Raw genomic sequence first — 13,741 nt, forward strand, 5'->3', positions numbered from 1 at the left:
TGATGAAGAAGTAGTGGGCGATCAGCTCAGCAGCACTTCTTTGACGAAGCGACTGCCGAAGTAGGCCAGGGTCAGAATGAAGCTGCCGATCAGGCTCAAGGTGATCACCTTGCGACCGCGCCAGCCACGGGTATGGTGGCCCCACAGCAGCAGCACGTAGACGCACCAGGCCAGGATCGAGAGGATGGCCTTGTGGGATTTGCCCTGGGCGAACATGTCTTCGAGGAAGAAGAGGCCGGAGGCAATGGAGAGGGTCAGCAACAGGACGCCGGCCGAGATGAGCTGGAACAGACGCTTCTCGACCGTCATCAGGGGCGGCATGGCCGGCAGCTGGCTGATCTTGCGCGTCTTTAGTTGCCGGTCCAGACAGGCAAGTTGCAGCGCAAACAGGCAGGCGATCATCAATACCGAGTAGGCCATCAGCGCGAGGCCGATATGCAGCAGCAGCTGGGGATGGGCCTCCAGGTGGGTGATGTAGCGACCGGGAATGAGGGCGCTGGCGGCCAGCAACAGGGCCGAGAAGCTGTAGACCACCGGCAGCAGGATCCAGCCGTTGAAGCGGCGGGTGACGCAGGTCATGAAGCAGCTGATGATGAGACTGACCAGCGAGGCCACGTTGAGCATGCTCAGATTCTGCCCTGAGTGGGTCACCAGCACCTCGCCGGAGAGGGCGGCGCCATGGGCGATCAGGGCCAGTCCGATGCAGGCAAACAGGGGAGCTTGTCCCACTGGTTTGGCACTGAGCAGCAGGTGCAGAGAGGCGATGATGGCCAGCAGATAGAACGCCAGGGCCAGAACAGAGATCACGATCATAACCGGGTCGTTGTCGAGCAAGCGATTGGGAATAGGAAGGGCAGTATACCTTGCACAAGATGTGCTCGCCAGTTGTGCTGCCGCCGATCTGCCCATATATAGGCAGCATGTTGGGTCAGCCGCACAGGGCTGACCGCAGCCGAGTGCGGCGAATAATCGTCCTCATCGTGCGAGTGAGGTATAATGCCTCCCATTTGTTACGCCAAGAACCGGAATGCGTCATGTTTGAGAATTTGACTGAACGACTCTCGCGCACCCTGCGCAACGTCAGCGGCCGTGGCCGCCTGACCGAAGAGAACATCAAGGATACCTTGCGCGAAGTTCGCATGGCGCTGCTCGAGGCGGACGTCGCCCTGCCGGTGGTGCGTGATTTCGTCGCTCGTGTCAAGGAGCGGGCGGTGGGCCAGGAAGTGGCCAAGTCCCTGAGCCCGGGCCAGGCCTTCATCAAGATTGTGCACGGCGAACTGGTCTCCGTGATGGGGGAGGCCAACGAGCAGCTCAATCTGGCGGCCCAGCCGCCGGCCATCATCCTGATGGCGGGTCTGCAGGGTGCCGGTAAGACCACCACGGTCGGCAAGCTGGCCAAGCTGCTCAAGGAGCGCAACAAGAAGAAGGTGCTGGTGGTCAGTGCGGACGTCTACCGCCCGGCGGCCATCAAGCAGCTGGAGACCCTGGCCGGCGACATCGGCGTCGACTTCTTCCCGAGCGATGCCAGCCAGAAGCCGGTGGACATCGCCAACGCGGCCATCGATCAGGCACGCAAGAAGTTCTATGACGTGGTGATCGTCGATACCGCCGGTCGTCTGCACGTCGATGGCGAGATGATGGAGGAGATCAAACACCTTCATGCCACCATCAAGCCGGTGGAGACCCTGTTCGTGGTCGACGCCATGACCGGTCAGGATGCCGCCAACACCGCCAAGGCGTTCAACGAGGCGCTGCCGCTCACCGGCGTGATCCTCACCAAGGCGGACGGCGATGCCCGCGGCGGCGCCGCCCTGTCGGTGCGCCACATCACCGGCAAGCCGGTCAAGTTCATCGGTATGGGCGAGAAGACCGACGCGCTTGAGCCGTTCCACCCGGATCGTCTCGCCTCCCGCATCCTCGGCATGGGCGATGTGCTCTCTCTCATCGAGGAGGTGGAGCGTACCGTCGATAAAGAGAAGGCAGCCAAGCTGGCCAGCAAGGTCAAGAGTGGCAAGGGCTTCGATCTGGAAGACTTCCGCGAGCAACTGGCCCAGATGCGCAACATGGGCGGCATGATGGGGATGCTCGACAAGCTGCCGGGCATGTCCGGCCTGCCTGACAACGTCAAGGATCAAATGGATGACAAGCTCACCGTGCGGATGGAGGCCATCATCAGCTCCATGACTCCCAAGGAGCGTGCCCATCCCGATCTTATCAAGGGCTCTCGCAAGCGCCGTATCGCCGCGGGTTCCGGCATGCAGGTGCAGGACGTCAACAAGCTGCTCAAACAGTTCACCGAGATGCAGCGCATGATGAAGAAAATGTCCGGCAAGGGTGGCATGCGCAAGATGATGAGCCAGATGAAGAACATGCTGCCTCCCGGCTTCGGTGGCGGCCGCGGTCCGTTCTGATTATTCGGGCTGACGTAGAGTGCGAGGGTCTGCCATTGGCAGACCCTTTTCATTGCGGCTCTGCGCAAAAAATGGCTGGCTTGGTTGCAATTATTACGAATCCAAGTAGAATTATGCGGCTTATTTTAAGCTAGGGTCCGCGTGTTTGCGGGCCTTGTTCATTAGATGTTAATGAGGACGATATGGTAACCATTCGTTTACAACGTGGTGGCGCGAAAAAGCGTCCGTTCTACCAGGTAGTAGTTGCTGACAGCCGTAACGCCCGCGACGGTCGTTTCATCGAGCGCGTTGGTTTCTTCAACCCGGTTGCTTCTGGTAACGCTGAAAAGCTGAACCTGGACCTGGCTCGTATCGAGCATTGGGTTGCTACTGGTGCCGCTGTTTCTGACCGCGTTGCCAAGCTGATCAAAGACGCTGCCAAAGCTGCTTAATCAGCCAAACGGTAAGGAGTTAAGGTGGAAAAACCTGTAGTTCTGGGCACCCTGGGTACCGTTTACGGCATCAAGGGCTGGCTTAAAGTGAACTCCTTCACCGATGTTGCCGAAGCGATTTTCGATTACAACCCCTGGCTGATCAATCAGAACGGGGTGTGGCGTGAAATTCAGGTTTCATCCTGGAAGCGTCACAACAAGGGTCTGATCTGCAAACTCGATGGTATCGACGTGCGCGAGGATGCCCTGGCATTGACCAATGTCGAGATTGGCGTAGCCGCCGATCTGTTGCCTGCGTTGCCTGAGGGCGAGTTCTACTGGCGTGACCTGATTGGTTGCTCCGTAGTGACCACCAAGGGATACGACATGGGCAAGGTGACCGAATTGATGGAAACCGGCTCCAACGATGTGTTGGTGGTTGAGGCCAATGTAAAAGATGCCTTTGGTGCAAAGGAGCGGTTGATTCCGTTCCTGGAAGAGCAGGTGATCAAGAATATTGATCTGACTGCTCGAACAATCGAAGTTGATTGGGATCCTGGTTTCTAGTTTCCCGCGGTAACACGAGTGCCGGAGGTTTCTTATGTGGATTGGGGTGATTAGCCTCTTCCCTGAAATGTTCCGAGCCATTACCGAGCACGGGGTAACGGGTCGGGCCGTCAAGAGTGGCCTGCTGCAGATTGAGTGCTGGAACCCCCGGGACTTTACCCACGACAAACACCGTACGGTCGATGATCGTCCTTATGGTGGTGGGCCCGGCATGCTAATGATGGTTCAGCCGCTGCGTGACGCGATTCATGCAGCCAAGCAAGCGGCGGGAGACGGGGCGAAAGTCATCTATCTCTCCCCTCAGGGGCGCAAGCTGACTCAAGCGGGCGTGACCGAGTTGGCGACGAATCAGAAACTGATTCTGGTAGCCGGTCGATACGAAGGTATCGATGAACGCGTGATACAAACCGAAGTCGACGAAGAGTGGTCTATCGGGGATTACGTGTTAAGTGGTGGCGAGTTGCCTGCCATGACCCTGATCGATGCGGTTTCGCGTCTGGTTCCAGGTGTCTTGGGTGATCAGGCCAGTGCCGAGCAGGACTCCTTCACGGATGGCTTGCTGGATCATCCCCACTATACTCGGCCGGAGGTGTTGGATGGGCTGGCGGTGCCCGAGGCGCTGACAAGCGGCAATCACGAAGTGATTCGGCGCTGGCGTCTCAAGCAGTCGCTCGGACGAACCTGGCAAAGAAGGCCGGAACTTATTAACAACCTAGCTCTGACTGACGAGCAAGAATCACTTCTTGCCGAGTATGTCCGCGAAGTGCGTGACAGCGTTAAGTAGAGTTTTCAGTTTATCCTAGGTAAGGAAAGACAATGAGCAAGATTATTCAGCAGCTTGAACAAGAGCAAATGCGTACCGACATCCCGGCTTTTGCCCAGGGCGACACCGTACGTGTTCAAGTTCGTGTTAAAGAAGGTGGTAAAGAGCGTCTGCAGGCTTTCGAAGGCATCGTGATTGCCAAGCGTAACCGCGGTCTGCACTCTGCTTTCACCGTTCGCAAGATCTCCAACGGCGAAGGTGTTGAGCGTGTATTCCAGACTCACTCTCCGCTGATCCACAGTGTAGAACTGAAGCGTCGTGGTGATGTTCGCCGCGCCAAACTGTACTACCTGCGCAACCTGTCCGGTAAAGCTGCTCGTATCAAAGAGAAGCTCAACTAATTCGATTCGAATTGGTGTCGATATGTCGGCGAAATGCTCGACAGGTAGTGAAAAGGCTCGCCAATGGCGAGCCTTTTTTGTATCCACTTTCGGGTGTGCCGACTCAACCTGGTTGGCTGACCCGCACCACAGAGTTGTCTCGCCCGAAGGGGCCGGGTACGTAGTCATCCGCCGCCCAGTCGTTGTCGTAGTGGGTCTCCCCGTTCGGCTGAACCAGCTGATAGCAGTACTCGAAATGGCTGGGGCCATCGGTCGGCAGGTTGAGGGTGGTCTTGAACTCACCGCTCTTCATCCGCTTGAGCTCGATGGGTTGCCACTGGCTGAACTCTCCCAGCAACAACACCTGCTCGGCCTCTCCTGCGGCCTCCCTTTCCACGGCAAAGGTCACCTTGACCTCGGGGCGGGACTTGAGAAATTGCTTGTTGATCGGCATGACGCCTCCTTGTCCTGATTGCGAAAAATAGCGGCTGTCTATTTTTATATCACTTTATGACAAGGATGTTGATAACAGAGATCAAGCGGGCAGGGCAAAGTAGCGCTGCAGCAGGCCGTGGGTGAAACCTATCTTGAGGTAAAAGCCGCGGGGCAGGGTCAGGATCGGCTGGCCATTGCGGCCGATGGCCCGGGTCAGCGCCTTGTTGTTGGCCGCTTTGGGACGCAGTTGCAGCACCTGGCCGTGGCGGGCACTGATCTGCTCCACCTCTCCCAGCACTATCATGTCCATCAGCTCTTCCCAGTCCTGGCGCAGCAGCATCTCCTCCTCTTCATTCGGGCTCCACAGCAGCGGCATGCCGATCCGGCGCTCGCCGATGGGGATCTCTCGGCTGCCCTCCACCGGGATCCAGAGCACGCGGGAGAGCTTGTTGCGCACGTTGGACTCCTCCCAGCGCTGGCCGCTGACACCGATCAGCGGTGCCACGCAGACGAAGGTGGTTTCCAGCGGCTTGCCCTGAGGATCGATGGGGATCGTCTTGAGCTCGATGCCGAGATCCGGGAAGTCCTGCTCCGGCTTGCTGCCGGCGCTCGCTCCCAGCTGCCACTCGATCAGCTGGCCGACCCAGCCCTTGTCCCGACGCAGATCCGCCGGCACGGCGATGTTGGCGTCGGCGGCCAGCTGGGCCAGGGTGAAGCCGGCCATGGCGTAGGCGCGGGCCAGCAGTTCCTGTTCGGAGCGGGGGTTGGCGGGCATGAGTGACTCCTGCAAAGAGGGATTATTCTAGCAACTCTGATCCTCCCTGAGGATCGCTGTTTTTATAACCGATCCTGGCAGGGGTATGCACAGGGGGGGCAGTTTTGTGTGTAAGTGTTTATCGTAATGATTTTAAAGGGATTTGTCTCCAATTTATCGATGGGCGTCGCACTGGATCCTGCCTTGAAATAGTTGTCCAAGGGTTTGTTCGCGCTGTTTCACACAGTTATCCACAGAAATCTTGGATAACTGCTTAAAAGTAGGAATAGTCACCCTGTTGTTACAAAAAAATGTGAAACGGCACCGATTTTTGCGGCGATATCGGGGCAGATAGTGTGCCACTCCTGTGGATAAAATAGCCGTGGTGGATCTTTGAACAGTCGAACTTGTTCACAATCCGGATCCCGGATCGCCGGCGGTAAAAGACATGGATCTTGATCCAGCATTCTTTGTTTAACACCATGTATTTAAATACATATTTTGTTTTATATTGCATCCTGTATGCTGTGGGGCAGTTTGGAGCAGATAAATAAAACTACTGTATATACCCGCTTGCTCACAGGCTTATGCACAGTCTGGGTGGGCAACTTGCAGGATCTGATCCTTTAATTTGTTTATAAGTTTGCTTGAAATCGAAAGTTATTCATGAATGGGGGATTGCAGTCCTTGTTTGCTGCCACGAGGTGAATGTGGAACAATCCCCTTATAGATTCAGCCTTTATAAGGTGATCACGTGATAGATGGCGACGGGTTTCGTCCCAATGTCGGAATCGTGATCTGTAACCGTGACGGACAAGTATTGTGGGCCAAGCGTTATGGGCAGCACTCCTGGCAGTTTCCGCAGGGAGGAGTTGATGACGGTGAGACGCCAGAGCAGGCCATGTATCGTGAGCTGTATGAGGAGATAGGCCTCAAGCCCGAGGATGTGACCATCATGGCGACCAGTCGCAACTGGTTGAAGTATCGCTTGCCAAAACGCCTCGTTCGTTGGGACAGTTCACCGGTCTGTATTGGCCAAAAACAAAAATGGTTTCTGCTGCAGCTGGATCCGGGCAGGGAGTCCAGGATCCAGTTCGGTTGTCATGGTCATCCGGAGTTTGATGACTGGCGTTGGGTCAGCTTCTGGTACCCGGTGCGTCAGGTGGTTTCCTTCAAGCGGGAAGTCTATCGCCGGGTGATGAAGGAGTTTGCCCCGCTGGCGATGCCGGTGCCGGCAGTGCAGGTCAACAAGAAGGATGGGCGGCGTAATCGCGCCCGCTAAGGAGCACAGATTAGTTGTTAACGGAACTCAGACGCATCGTCGAAAGCATGGCCGAAGCCAATACCCTCGAGCTGGCCTTGCAGGCACTGGTCAGCCAGACCCGGCTGGCCATGTCGGTGGACTGCTGTTCCGTTTACGTCTCCGAACCTGAAATGCGCCGCTACCGGCTGGCTGCGACCGACGGTCTGGCCGAGTCGGCGGTGGGCAAGGCCACCCTTCCGTTCGAGCAGGGTATCGTCGGCCTGGTGGGTCAGCGTGAAGAGCTGATCAACCTGGCCGATGCCCCATCCCACCCCAGTTTCAAATTCCTGCCCGATGTGGCCGAAGAGGCGTTTCGCTCCTTCCTCGGCGCCCCCATCATGCATCAGCGCCAGGTGGTGGGCATTCTGGTGGTGCAGCAGAAGGAGAGCCGTCTCTTCGATGAGGGGGAGGAGTCCTTCATGGTCACCCTGGCGGCCCAGCTGGCGGCGCGCATCGCCCAAGCCCAAGCTAAAGGCTGGCTGCAGAAGACCGACTGGAGCAAGCCGCTGCGCGGCATTGCTGGTGCCAGCGGCATCGCCATGGCCAAGGCCTGGGTGTGGCGGCCACGCAAGGAGCTGCGCTCCATCACCCCGCGCAAAGATGAGGATCACGCCAGCCAGCTGGCGCGGCTGAACGTGGCGGTGGAAGAGGTGCGTCACGATCTGGAGAGCCTGGCCCTGCGTTTTCGCGAGAGCTACAGCCAGGACTCGGTGGCCATCTTCGACATCTATTTGCATCTGCTGGACGATCCCGGCTACATCAAGCCGATCCGCAACAAGGTGAGCAAGGAGCACTGGACGGCGGTCTCGGCGGTCAAGCTCATCAGCGATCGTCTCATCGAGCAGTTCAAGGGGATGAAGGATCCCTATCTGCAGGAGCGCTCCACCGATGTGAAGGACATCGCTCAGCGGCTCATCAGCCGACTGGTGCAAAACGAGCCCGAGCACATCGCTATCGGCGAGCCTGTAGTGCTGGTCGCCGACGAGGTGACGGCCACCATCCTCGCCGAGGTGCCCCGCGAGTTCCTGACCGGGGTGGTGTCGCTCAAGGGGGGCACCAACTCCCACGCCGCCATCCTGGCCCGCGCCATGGGGGTGGCGGCCATCATGGGGGTGGATCTGCCGCTCGGCGACATCGGTGGTCGCATGCTGGTGGTCGACGGCTACAGCGGCGATCTCTTCATCGAGCCCAATCAGGTGATCCTCACCGAGTATCGCCAGCTGCTCAATGAGGAGCGGGCGCTCGATACCCTGGTGCGCAGTGTCGACAGCCAGCCCTCCGAGACCGCCGATGGCGTGCCTGTCTCCCTGCTGCTCAACGCCGGCCTCAGCGCCGACACCGAGATCTCTCTCAATCAGCTGGCGGACGGGGTCGGCCTCTATCGCACCGAGATCCCCTTCATGCTGCAGGACAGCTTCCCGTCCGAGTGGGAGCAGACCGCCCGCTATCGCGGCATTCTGGAGACCTATCGCAACCGGCCGGTCTGCATGCGGACCCTGGATGTGGGGGGTGACAAGCAGTTGCCCTATTTCCCCATCGTCGAGGAAAATCCCTTCCTTGGCTGGCGGGGGATCCGGCTCACCCTGGATCACCCCGAACTGTTCCTGGTGCAGCTCAAGGCGATGCTGCGGGCCAGCGAAGGGCTGGACAATCTGGCCATCATGCTGCCGATGATCAGCAGCGTCAGCGAAATCAAGGCCTCCCGCCGCCTGCTGGATCAGGCCTGGCGCGAGGTGTCGGAAGAGGCGGCCAGCCGTGGGGCGGTGATCCGCTACCCGAGCCTCGGGGTGATGATCGAGGTGCCTTCCGCCCTCTACATCCTGCCTGAGATGGCGCCGCTCATCGACTTCTGGTCGGTGGGCAGCAACGACCTGACCCAGTACCTGCTGGCGGTGGATCGCAACAACGCTCGGGTCGCCAACATCTACGACGCCTTCCATCCGGCGGTGATCCGCGCCCTGCAGCTGCTGGTTGACGCCTCCCATCGCTATCAGAAGCCAGTGTCGGTGTGTGGCGAGCTGGCCGGTGATCCGGTCGGGGTGTTGCTGCTGCTGGCCATGGGCTATCGCCGCTTCAGCATGAACACCCACAACATCGCACGCATCAAGTACGTACTGCGCCAGGCCAACCTGAGCGAACTGACTGTGCTGCTGACCGACGGCCTCAAGCACGACAATCCCCATGTGCTGCGCGGCCTGTTTGCCCGCTATCTGGAAGAGCACGGTCTGGGCGGTTTGCTGCGCGCCGGTCACAAAGCGAAACAGATTGATTGATAATCATGCCTTGTCCCTGCTGACGAATGATCGGAAAATGCGGCTTTTCTTATGACTGGGGCCGCTTATGCAGCACGATGGATATTGGGTTTTCTCGCAGATTGATCCCGTAGCATTCAGTTTGGGACCACTATCGGTACGCTGGTATGGTCTCATGTACCTGTTTGGTTTCGCCTTTGCCATGTGGCTGGCGGGGCGCCGCGCCGATGCGCCGAACAGCGGCTGGACCCGCAACGAGGTGTCCGACCTGCTGTTTTACGGCTTCCTCGGGGTGATCCTGGGTGGTCGGGTCGGTTACGTGCTGTTCTACAACTTCGACATGTTCCTGGCCGATCCCCTCTACCTGTTCAAGATCTGGACCGGTGGCATGTCGTTCCACGGCGGCCTGATCGGGGTCATCACCGCCATGGTCTGGTTTGCCCACAAGACCAAGCGCCACTTCTTTACCGTGGCTGATTTCGTGGCACCGCTCATTCCGTTTGGCCTCGGCGTCGGCCGCATCGGCAACTTCCTCAACGGCGAGCTGTGGGGTCGGGTCACCGATGTGCCCTGGGCCATCATCTTCCCGGAGGCGGGCCCCGAGCCGCGCCACCCCTCCCAGCTCTACCAGTTCGCACTGGAAGGGGTGGTACTGTTCATCATCCTCAACCTGTTCTGGCGCAAGAACCCGCCCCGCGGCGCCATCTCCGGCATGTTCCTGCTGTTCTACGGCCTGTTCCGCTTCCTGGTGGAGTTCGTACGCCAGCCTGACAGCCAGCTGGGGCTCTACTTCAACGAGATCAGCATGGGCCAGATCCTCTCTACTCCGATGATCCTCATCGGTGCCCTGATGATCTGGGCCGCCTACAAGCGCCCGCAGCTGTTCGGCAACGCCGTGAAGGAGGCAAAACAATGAGAGCCTATCTCGACTTGATGCAGAAGATCCTGGATGAGGGGACCGTCAAGTCCGACCGTACCGGCACCGGCACCGTCTCCCTGTTCGGCCATCAGATGCGCTTCAACCTGGCCGAAGGCTTCCCGCTGGTGACCACCAAGAAGTGCCACCTGCGCTCCATCATTCACGAGCTGCTCTGGTTCCTCAACGGCGACACCAATACCGCCTATCTGAAAGAAAATGGTGTCAGTATCTGGGACGAGTGGGCCGACGAGAACGGCGATCTTGGCCCGGTCTACGGCGCCCAGTGGCGCTCCTGGCCAGCGGCTGACGGGTCTGTCATCGACCAGATCCAGAAGGCGGTGGACGACATCAAGCACAACCCGGATTCCCGTCGCATCATCGTCTCCGCCTGGAACGTGGGCGAGCTGGACAAGATGGCGCTGGCCCCCTGCCACGCCTTTTTCCAGTTCTACGTGGCGGACGGCAAACTCTCCTGCCAGCTCTATCAGCGCAGCTGTGACGTCTTCCTCGGCCTGCCGTTCAACATCGCCAGCTATGCTTTGCTGACCCACATGATGGCCCAGCAGTGCGACCTGGAGGTGGGGGACTTCGTCTGGACCGGTGGTGACGTGCACCTCTACTCCAACCACATGGAGCAGACCGCGCTGCAGCTCTCCCGCGAGCCGCGCCCGCTGCCGACCCTGCTGATCAAACGCAAGCCGGACTCCATCTTCGACTACCAGTTCGAGGATTTCGAGATCGAGGGTTACGACCCCCATCCCGGCATCAAGGCGCCCGTCGCCATCTGATGTGAAAGGCGCCCATGAGGCGCCTTTTTCATGCATAAAAACCACAGAATATTCATTCTTATGGGGGAGTTTCGAGTGATATCCGCCCGAGAGATAACCTGCTTATAGCAGGCATGTTTGATTTTGCCTTCGGTTTTTTCGTTGTATCTCGCAGTAAGAAACGATTTTTCACGGATTGTTATCGGATATAGACTCAAATCAAAGTAAGACTGTGGATATTTTAACCATGAGCGACGTAATCAAGAAGTTCCTCAAGCTGGAGGCCGCCTCCGGAATAATTCTGATCATGGCAGCCATGCTGGCCATGATCCTGGCCAACAGCGGCCTGGCCGGCAGCTATCAGGCTTTCCTCGATACCCAGGTGCAGGTGCGCATTGCCGCCCTCGACATCAACAAGCCGCTGCTGCTCTGGATCAACGACGGCTTCATGGCTGTCTTCTTCCTGCTGGTCGGCCTCGAGGTGAAACGCGAGATGCTGGAAGGGGCCCTCTCTTCCCGGGTGCAGGCCACCTTCCCGGCCATCGCGGCGGTGGGTGGCATGCTGGCGCCGGCCCTGATCTATGCCTTCTTCAATTACTCGGACGAAGTGGCGCGTGCCGGCTGGGCCATTCCCGCCGCTACCGACATCGCCTTTGCCCTCGGGGTGATGGCGCTGCTGGGCAAGCGGGTGCCGGTGAGCCTCAAGGTGTTTCTGCTGGCGCTGGCCATCATGGATGACCTGGGGGTCATCATCATCATCGCCCTGTTCTACACCCAGCAGTTGTCGCTGACGGCGCTGGCGATCGGCATCCTGGCGACCCTGACCCTGCTGTGGATGAATCGCCGCGGCGAGGATCGGATCAGCCTCTACATGCTGGTCGGGCTGGTGCTCTGGGTGGCGGTGCTGAAGTCGGGCGTCCATGCGACCCTGGCCGGCGTGGTGGTGGGCTTCATGATCCCGCTCAACGGCAAGCGTTATGCCTCGCCACTCAAGCATCTGGAGCATGCCCTGCACCCCTGGAGTGCCTACCTGATCCTGCCGCTGTTCGCCTTTGCCAACGCCGGGGTGTCGCTGGAGGGGATAGGTCTCTCCTCCCTGCTGAGCCCGGTGCCCATGGGCATCATGCTGGGGCTGTTCATCGGCAAGCCGCTCGGGGTGTTCACCATCAGCTGGCTGTCGGTCAAGCTGGGCATTGCCCAACTGCCACCCGGGGTCAACTTCAGACAGATCTTTGCGGTCAGCATTCTGTGCGGCATCGGCTTTACCATGTCGATGTTCATCGCCTCGCTGGCCTTCGAGCACGGCGGATTGGATTACGGCAGCTACTCTCGCCTCGGGATCCTGGTGGGATCCACCCTGGCGGCGATCGTCGGTTATCTCGCCCTGCGCATGGCGCTCCCTAACCGGGAGGCCGATCAAAGCACGGAGGGGTTATGAAAAGAGTAGGATGGTTGGCCATGCTGGCGCTGAGCCAGGCGGCCTGGGCCGGCAGTCTGCAGGATTGCCAGCAGGATGCAGCCTCGGCCAGCTGCTCGGCCTACCTCAGCGGCGTGGTCGACAGCGCCCTGCTGCTGGGGGACAAGCAGGCCAAGGCGCAGTTTGGCGAGACCTTCGCCGAGCGGGCGCTGAGCAGCCGGGCCGGCGAGCGGGTCAAGCAGTCCAACAAGCGCTACTGCGGGGAACGGATGCCGGATCCGGTCAGCCTCAAGGCCCACCTGCAGGAGCAGTTCGGCGCGAACAAGGTTGACTCGATCAGCGACATGTATGACATTCTGGCGGCTGAACTCAGTTGCTACCGGAGCCCGCGCCAGGCGGGAACCCCATCGGATGTCACACCTTAACTACAACCATCTCTATTATTTTTGGATGACCCAGAAGAAGGGCTCCGTCACGCAAGCGGCGGAAGCCCTCTTTTTGACCCCGCAGACCGTCACCGGCCAGATCAAGCTGCTGGAGCAGCGCCTCGGCGGCAAATTGCTGATAAGAAAGGGGCGCTCCCTGGAGGCGACCGAGCTGGGCCAGCTGGTGTTCCGCTATGCCGACAAGATGTTCAGCCTCTCCTACGAAATGCTGGATATCGTCAACTACCGCAAGGAGAGCCAGATCCTGTTCGACGTCGGCATCGCCGACGCTCTCTCCAAACGCCTCGCCAGCCGGGTGTTGCTCTCCGTCATCCCCAATGATGGCTCCATCCACCTGCGCTGCTTCGAATCGACCCACGAGCTGCTGCTGGAGCAGCTGAGTGAGCACAAGCTCGACATGATCCTCTCCGACTGCCCGGTGGACTCCAGCCAGCACGCCGGCCTGCTCTCCAAGCGGCTCGGTGGTTGCGGGGTCAGCTTCTTCTGCAAGGCGCCGCTACCATCGCTGCCGTTTCCCGCCTGTCTGGAGGAGCGCAAGCTGCTGATCCCCGGCCGGCGTACCGCAATGGGTCGCCAGCTGACCCAGTGGTTCGAGCAGCAGGGGGTCTCCCCCAGCATTCTCGGCGAGTTTGACGATGCGGCTCTGATGAAGGCGTTCGGCTTCTTCAACCAAGGCATCTTCATGGCGCCCACCATCTACCGGGAGGAGATCCTGGAAGGGGAGGGGGTGATGCTGCTGGGCGAGACCCAGGATCTGATGGAGGAGTACTACGTCATCTTCGCCGAGCGGATGATCCAGCACCCGGCGGTAAAACGGGTGTGCGAGAGTGATTTCTCCTTCCTGTTTGCCGGCCAGGAGGACTTTGCCATGATTCAACCGGCAACCCTGTCATTTTAAATTGACGGGCCACAGAGTA

The 13,741-nt window shown here is 59.3% G+C and carries 15 protein-coding genes; 12 read left to right on the top strand and 3 right to left on the bottom strand.

The genetic code is table 11. The features are described 5' to 3' along the window. Positions 1–21: 21 nt before the first annotated feature. On the bottom strand, positions 22–813 hold the full coding sequence (gene ccsA / locus I6L33_RS07530; RefSeq protein ID WP_005308690.1) for an inner membrane protein YpjD: 792 nt from the start codon (positions 811–813) through the stop codon (positions 22–24). A 221-nt stretch (positions 814–1,034) separates the two neighbouring features. Between ccsA and ffh the strand changes: the two genes are divergently transcribed. The 5 genes from ffh (at position 1,035) to rplS (ending at position 4,552) form a co-directional block, all read left to right on the top strand. Continuing rightward, positions 1,035–2,411: a signal recognition particle protein gene (gene ffh, locus I6L33_RS07535; RefSeq protein ID WP_005308693.1), complete on the top strand. Its 1,377-nt coding sequence runs from the start codon at positions 1,035–1,037 to the stop codon at positions 2,409–2,411. A gap of 182 nt (positions 2,412–2,593) precedes the next feature. Next, on the top strand, positions 2,594–2,842 hold the full coding sequence (gene rpsP, locus I6L33_RS07540) for a 30S ribosomal protein S16 (protein ID WP_005308695.1): 249 nt from the start codon (positions 2,594–2,596) through the stop codon (positions 2,840–2,842). 24 nt (positions 2,843–2,866) lie between these two features. Then, on the top strand, positions 2,867–3,388 hold the full coding sequence (rimM, locus tag I6L33_RS07545; protein ID WP_005308697.1) for a ribosome maturation factor RimM: 522 nt from the start codon (positions 2,867–2,869) through the stop codon (positions 3,386–3,388). A 34-nt stretch (positions 3,389–3,422) separates the two neighbouring features. Further along, a complete protein-coding gene (gene trmD, locus I6L33_RS07550; RefSeq protein ID WP_005308699.1) occupies positions 3,423–4,172 on the top strand; it encodes a tRNA (guanosine(37)-N1)-methyltransferase TrmD in 750 nt (249 codons plus the stop codon). A gap of 32 nt (positions 4,173–4,204) precedes the next feature. Further along, on the top strand, positions 4,205–4,552 hold the full coding sequence (gene rplS / locus I6L33_RS07555; RefSeq protein ID WP_005308701.1) for a 50S ribosomal protein L19: 348 nt from the start codon (positions 4,205–4,207) through the stop codon (positions 4,550–4,552). A 103-nt stretch (positions 4,553–4,655) separates the two neighbouring features. Here the strand turns inward: rplS and I6L33_RS07560 are convergent, their stop codons facing one another. Next, entirely contained in the window at positions 4,656–4,985 is a 330-nt protein-coding gene (locus I6L33_RS07560) for an isoamylase early set domain-containing protein (RefSeq protein ID WP_043169272.1), read from the bottom strand. Positions 4,986–5,066: 81 nt separating this feature from the next. Next, positions 5,067–5,741, bottom strand: coding sequence for a DNA mismatch repair endonuclease MutH (gene mutH, locus I6L33_RS07565; protein ID WP_201892539.1), 675 nt, complete (start codon positions 5,739–5,741; stop codon positions 5,067–5,069). 733 nt (positions 5,742–6,474) lie between these two features. Between mutH and rppH the strand changes: the two genes are divergently transcribed. From rppH to nhaR, 7 genes are all read left to right on the top strand, one after another. After that, the gene (rppH, locus tag I6L33_RS07570; protein WP_005308708.1) at positions 6,475–7,002 is read left to right on the top strand and encodes an RNA pyrophosphohydrolase; all 528 of its coding nucleotides are present in this window, start codon (positions 6,475–6,477) and stop codon (positions 7,000–7,002) included. A 14-nt stretch (positions 7,003–7,016) separates the two neighbouring features. Beyond that, positions 7,017–9,296 (top strand): phosphoenolpyruvate--protein phosphotransferase, encoded by a 2,280-nt coding sequence (ptsP, locus tag I6L33_RS07575; RefSeq protein WP_216973832.1) that lies wholly within the window; start codon positions 7,017–7,019, stop codon positions 9,294–9,296. 67 nt (positions 9,297–9,363) lie between these two features. Next, positions 9,364–10,191 carry a prolipoprotein diacylglyceryl transferase gene (gene lgt / locus I6L33_RS07580; RefSeq protein ID WP_017765294.1) on the top strand — a complete coding sequence of 276 codons (828 nt, stop codon included), beginning with the start codon at positions 9,364–9,366 and terminating at the stop codon, positions 10,189–10,191. Further along, positions 10,188–10,982 carry a thymidylate synthase gene (gene thyA / locus I6L33_RS07585; protein ID WP_017780268.1) on the top strand — a complete coding sequence of 265 codons (795 nt, stop codon included), beginning with the start codon at positions 10,188–10,190 and terminating at the stop codon, positions 10,980–10,982. Before lgt ends, thyA begins: the two co-directional genes overlap by 4 nt. 226 nt (positions 10,983–11,208) lie before the next feature. After that, positions 11,209–12,399: a Na+/H+ antiporter NhaA gene (gene nhaA, locus I6L33_RS07590; protein WP_010635142.1), complete on the top strand. Its 1,191-nt coding sequence runs from the start codon at positions 11,209–11,211 to the stop codon at positions 12,397–12,399. 20 nt (positions 12,400–12,419) lie between these two features. Further along, positions 12,420–12,803, top strand: a complete 384-nt coding sequence (locus I6L33_RS07595) for a hypothetical protein (protein WP_005308716.1) — start codon at positions 12,420–12,422, stop codon at positions 12,801–12,803. Continuing rightward, positions 12,790–13,722, top strand: a complete 933-nt coding sequence (gene nhaR, locus I6L33_RS07600) for a transcriptional activator NhaR (RefSeq protein ID WP_005308802.1) — start codon at positions 12,790–12,792, stop codon at positions 13,720–13,722. Before I6L33_RS07595 ends, nhaR begins: the two co-directional genes overlap by 14 nt. Positions 13,723–13,741: the final 19 nt, after the last annotated feature.

This window comes from Aeromonas sp. FDAARGOS 1403 (assembly GCF_019047325.1).
Taxonomy (GTDB): Bacteria; Pseudomonadota; Gammaproteobacteria; order Enterobacterales; family Aeromonadaceae; genus Aeromonas; species Aeromonas dhakensis.

Coding starts and splice junctions, on each gene's coding strand:
- ccsA (WP_005308690.1), bottom strand. CDS start 813: ATGATCGTGATCTCTGTTCTGGCCCTGGCGTTCTATCTGCTGGCCATC.
- ffh (WP_005308693.1), top strand. CDS start 1,035: ATGTTTGAGAATTTGACTGAACGACTCTCGCGCACCCTGCGCAACGTC.
- rpsP (WP_005308695.1), top strand. CDS start 2,594: ATGGTAACCATTCGTTTACAACGTGGTGGCGCGAAAAAGCGTCCGTTC.
- trmD (WP_005308699.1), top strand. CDS start 3,423: ATGTGGATTGGGGTGATTAGCCTCTTCCCTGAAATGTTCCGAGCCATT.
- rplS (WP_005308701.1), top strand. CDS start 4,205: ATGAGCAAGATTATTCAGCAGCTTGAACAAGAGCAAATGCGTACCGAC.
- I6L33_RS07560 (WP_043169272.1), bottom strand. CDS start 4,985: ATGCCGATCAACAAGCAATTTCTCAAGTCCCGCCCCGAGGTCAAGGTG.
- mutH (WP_201892539.1), bottom strand. CDS start 5,741: ATGCCCGCCAACCCCCGCTCCGAACAGGAACTGCTGGCCCGCGCCTAC.
- lgt (WP_017765294.1), top strand. CDS start 9,364: ATGCAGCACGATGGATATTGGGTTTTCTCGCAGATTGATCCCGTAGCA.
- thyA (WP_017780268.1), top strand. CDS start 10,188: ATGAGAGCCTATCTCGACTTGATGCAGAAGATCCTGGATGAGGGGACC.
- nhaA (WP_010635142.1), top strand. CDS start 11,209: ATGAGCGACGTAATCAAGAAGTTCCTCAAGCTGGAGGCCGCCTCCGGA.
- I6L33_RS07595 (WP_005308716.1), top strand. CDS start 12,420: ATGCTGGCGCTGAGCCAGGCGGCCTGGGCCGGCAGTCTGCAGGATTGC.
- nhaR (WP_005308802.1), top strand. CDS start 12,790: ATGTCACACCTTAACTACAACCATCTCTATTATTTTTGGATGACCCAG.